This is a genomic window from Synechococcus sp. R3-13, from assembly GCF_047462195.1.
Lineage (GTDB): Bacteria > Cyanobacteriota > Cyanobacteriia > Thermostichales > Thermostichaceae > Thermostichus.
Genome location: NZ_JANSIO010000151.1, coordinates 1 through 4,072, shown reverse-complemented (window position 1 = coordinate 4,072; position 4,072 = coordinate 1). Strand labels below are relative to the sequence as shown.

The window sequence follows — 4,072 nt, the reverse complement described above, 5'->3', positions numbered from 1 at the left end:
ATCCTTTCCCCACTCCCAGCCCCTCTCCCACTGCTTCCTTTGCAGCAGAGCCGCCTTCGATTGCCGTGGTGGCCCTGACGGACGCGCGACAGACGGTACCCTTCAACGTGCTGGTGGCCGTGACGACTCCTGCAGGTTTGGGGGCCGGCATCAGCTTCCGGGTGGAAATCCGACAAAGCCCCCTCACCCTCACCTTTGATTTCACTGCCGCTGCCGTCGGCTGTCAGCCCAACAGCAGAGCCTGCATTGGCACCATCCCCATCACCATTCCCACTTCTGCTCCCACCGGGGATTATGAGGTGACGGCAATGGTGGCGGATACCCAGGGCCGAATTGCTTCGGCCAAAGCTCCTTTACGGGTGTTGCCTGCGCCCAGTCCCTCCCCCTCGCCAACGCCGACCGGCACCCCCAATCCCTTTCCCTCGGTATCCCCTTCGCCCAGACCCAGTCCCTCTCCCAGTCCTTCGCCGACGCCCAGCCCCAGAAGCTTCTAACTCCCTCAGGCAGTCTCTCTTGTCGATTCAGGACTAAGGTAGCTCTTGAAGAACTCGCTTCAGGGTGGCGATCAGGTGTTCAATATGGGCTTCCTCGATGATCAAAGGCGGGGAAAGGGCGATGGTATCACCTGTAGTGCGAATCAATACCCCACGTTCGTAGCAGCGCAAAAAAGCTTCAAAAGCCCGCGCTGTCGGTCGGCCAGGGATCCCTTCCAATTCAATTGCCCCCACCAAGCCGAGGTTGCGCACATCGATGACATGAGGCAAGCCCCGTAGGGAATGGAGAGCCTCCTCCCAGAGGGGAGCGAGGTTGGCAGCCCGCTCGAACAAGCCTTCTTCTCGATACAGGTTCAGGGTAGCCAAGCCGGCGGCACTGGCAACTGGGTGGCCGGAGTAGGTGTAGCCGTGGAAAAACTCGATGGGGCTCCAGGACAGCGTCCTGCTGTTGTCCCCTGGACGGTGCAGGTCATCAGCGGAACCAGCAGCCTCCATGAAGGCGCTGTAGATCTCTTGCTTGACGATCACTGCGCCCATCGGGATGGTGCCATTGGTGAGGCCCTTGGCACAGCAAATCAGATCCGGCACCACCCCAAAGTAATTGGCCGCAAAAGGGGATCCCAGACGCCCAAAGCCGGTGATCACCTCATCGAAGATGAGCAGAATGCCGTATTTGTCGCAAATGGCCCGCAGCTTTTCCAAATAGCCCACCGGCGGCAGCAACACCCCCGTTGAACCGGCAACCGGCTCTACGATCACCGCTGCAATCGTGCTGGCATCGTGGAGAGCGACGATCCGCTCCAAGTCTTCTGCCAAGTGGGATCCCCAGCGGGGCAGGCCGCGGCTAAAGGCGTTTTGCTCCAGGTTGTGGGTGTGGGGTAGGTGGTCTACGCCGGGAATGAGGCTGCCAAAAAACTTGCGGTTGTTGGAGATGCCCCCGACCGAGATGCCCCCAAAGCCAACGCCGTGGTAGCCCCGTTCCCGGCCAATCAGCCGCTGCCGGGATCCCTGTCCGCGTAAGCGATGGTGGGCGATGGCCATTTTCAGGGCCGTATCCACCGCCTCAGAGCCAGAGTTGGTGAAAAAAACGTGATCCAGTCCGGCAGGAGTGAGCTGGATGAGCTGCTCTGCCAGTTGAAAGGCTTTGGGATGGCCCATTTGAAAAGCTGGGGCGTAGTCCAGTTGGGCCACCTGCTGTTGGATCGCTTCCACAATTGGGGGGCGGCAGTGGCCGGCATTCACACACCACAGCCCGGCAGTCCCATCTAGGATTTGGCGTCCATCGTGGCTGGTGTAATACATGTCTCGGGCGGCCACCAACAGGCGCGGGTTGGCCTTAAATTGCCGATTGGCCGTAAAGGGCATCCAAAAAGGCTCCAGATTCAGCTCCGCTTGCAGAGCGACGGCTGCTTTTTCCAGGGTTTCTTGCATGGCTGGCCCTCCGGCAGTAGATGAGATTTCAAGCTGGCAGAGATGGGATCTCTAGATTTAGATAATTGCTGGAAAGCAGATTTGGATTGGATAGTTATTGTGGATATAGTCGTTTCAAGTTAGGGTGAGACGCCGGGCTGTTGGGAGAAGCCTCCTGGCAGCGCACAGTCAACATTGAGTTAGGGGTTTAGTGTCCTAGTTTGAATCGAAATGACCACAGTCATTGGAAAGAGACTCCGTCTCGCCAACAGGAATGCTAGGGCAATCCTAATCGGCCTGAGATGTCTCTGAAAAGTTAGTATCTCCGCTCCTGAGGGAGAAAGCGGGTGATCACCACGGGGCGATAGCTGATCTGCGGGGATCCCTCGCGAAAGGCAGCCAAGGTGTGTTGTAAAAACCGTTGATCATCCCGTTGGGGGTAATCTTCCCGCGCGTGGGAGCCACGGCTTTCCCGCCGTTCCAGGGCGCTGGCGAGGATCAAAGCCCCCACCGTCATGAGGTTGTCCAGCTCCAGCGCTTCGATCAGCTCGGTGTTCCACACCTTGCCCCGATCGTCCAAGCGCAAATCCTGCTCGTAACGCTGGCGGATCTGCTGCCATTTTTGGATCCCCTCTTGGAGAACCGATTCGGTGCGGTAGACCCCACAATGCTCGGTCATGCAATCTTGAAATTGCCGCCGCACCTGATCAATGCGGCTCTTCCCTGATCGTTCCAGGAGCCCGGCAATCCGGCTGGCGGCCTGTTTGAGTAGGGATCCCTCGTCCACTTTCGGCAAGGCTCGACCTCTGACGGCTTCTACCATGGCTGCCCCTGTGCGCCGCCCGAAAACAACGCACTCCAGGAGAGAGTTGCTGCCCAGCCGGTTAGCCCCATGCACCGAAACACAGGCCGTTTCACCGGCAGCGAACAGCCCTTCCACACGGGTTTGGGCATCCCGCAGTACCTGCCCCTCCACCGTCACCGGGATCCCGCCCATGCAGTAGTGCACCGTCGGTCGCACTGGAATGGGATCGACAACCGCATCGATGCCCAAGTGGCGATGGGCCTCCTCCCAACAGAAGGGCAGCCGAGTGTGGATCTTTTCTGCCCCCAGATGCCGCAGGTCTAAGTAGACAAAATCTTTGCCGTCAATACCGCGCCCGGCCCGCACCTCCGTAACAATCGCCCGCGAGGTGATGTCCCGTGGGGCCAATTCCATCTGGCTGGGGGCATAGGCGGCCATGAAGCGCTCCCCCTTCCCATTGATCAGATAGGCCCCCTCCCCGCGCACTGCCTCTGAGATCAACACCCCCACCGGATACAGGCCCGTGGGATGAAACTGCACAAACTCCATATCCTGCAGAGGCAGGCCGGCCCGCGCCACCATTGCCATGCCATCGCCGGTGGAAGCAAAGTCGTTGGAAGTGGAGTTGTAGATGCGCCCATAGCCGCCTGTAGCCAACATAACCGCCTTGGCCCGCAGCACTTCCAGCCGTCCGCTGGCCTGCTCCAACATCACCACGCCCTGGACTTGGTTTTCTGCCAGGATCAGATCCAGCACATACCATTCGCTGTAGAGTTTGACCCCAAAGCGCTTGAGGTTGCTCACCAACTCGTGCAAAATGGCTTGCCCGGTTTTGTCGGCGGCATAGCAGGTGCGCGGGTGGCTGTGTCCCCCAAAGGCCCGCTGGGCAATGCGGCCATCCGGCAGGCGGGAGAACAAGACCCCCAAGTGTTCTAGGTCAATGATCACCTCAGGGGCTTCCCGGGCTAGAATCTCCACCGCATCTTGATCCGCTAGGTAATCGGATCCCTTGACGGTATCGAAGGCATGAGCCTCCCAGGAATCTTGCGGATCAACATTTTGTAAGGCGGCGGCAATGCCCCCTTGGGCTGCTACCGAGTGGCTGCGAATGGGATGGGTTTTGGACACCAAGGCCAGGTCGAGGCTGGGATCCCGTCGCATAACCTCCAAAGCCGCTCGGCAACCGGCCAGCCCTCCCCCGATGATGACAATGTCGTGTTCCAGCATGGATGCAGGCAAGCTCTCGCAAAGGATTCCGCCACAGCCAGGATGGCGTTTTCCCATTATGGCCGGCCCCAGCAGCCTCCCCGGCAGCAACTGGGCATAGCTCGTTATCGCTACGCGACGCTTGCGCGAACGCGCC

Annotated in this window: 2 protein-coding genes and 1 pseudogene; 1 reads left to right on the top strand and 2 read right to left on the bottom strand. The window is 59.6% G+C overall.

What is annotated here, in order from left to right; translation table 11 throughout:
• Positions 1 to 494 (top strand): annotated as a pseudogene (locus tag NW856_RS04830) (hypothetical protein); the annotation flags it as partial.
• A 33-nt stretch (positions 495 to 527) separates the two neighbouring features.
• Here NW856_RS04830 and NW856_RS04825 read toward each other — a convergent pair.
• Together NW856_RS04825 and NW856_RS04820 are read right to left on the bottom strand one after the other, a co-directional pair.
• A complete protein-coding gene (locus NW856_RS04825; protein WP_414399363.1) occupies positions 528 to 1,925 on the bottom strand; it encodes an aspartate aminotransferase family protein in 1,398 nt (465 codons plus the stop codon).
• A 295-nt stretch (positions 1,926 to 2,220) separates the two neighbouring features.
• Complete coding sequence (locus NW856_RS04820; protein ID WP_414399362.1) at positions 2,221 to 3,936, bottom strand: succinate dehydrogenase/fumarate reductase flavoprotein subunit; 1,716 nt, start codon at positions 3,934 to 3,936, stop codon at positions 2,221 to 2,223.
• Positions 3,937 to 4,072 lie beyond the last annotated feature (136 nt).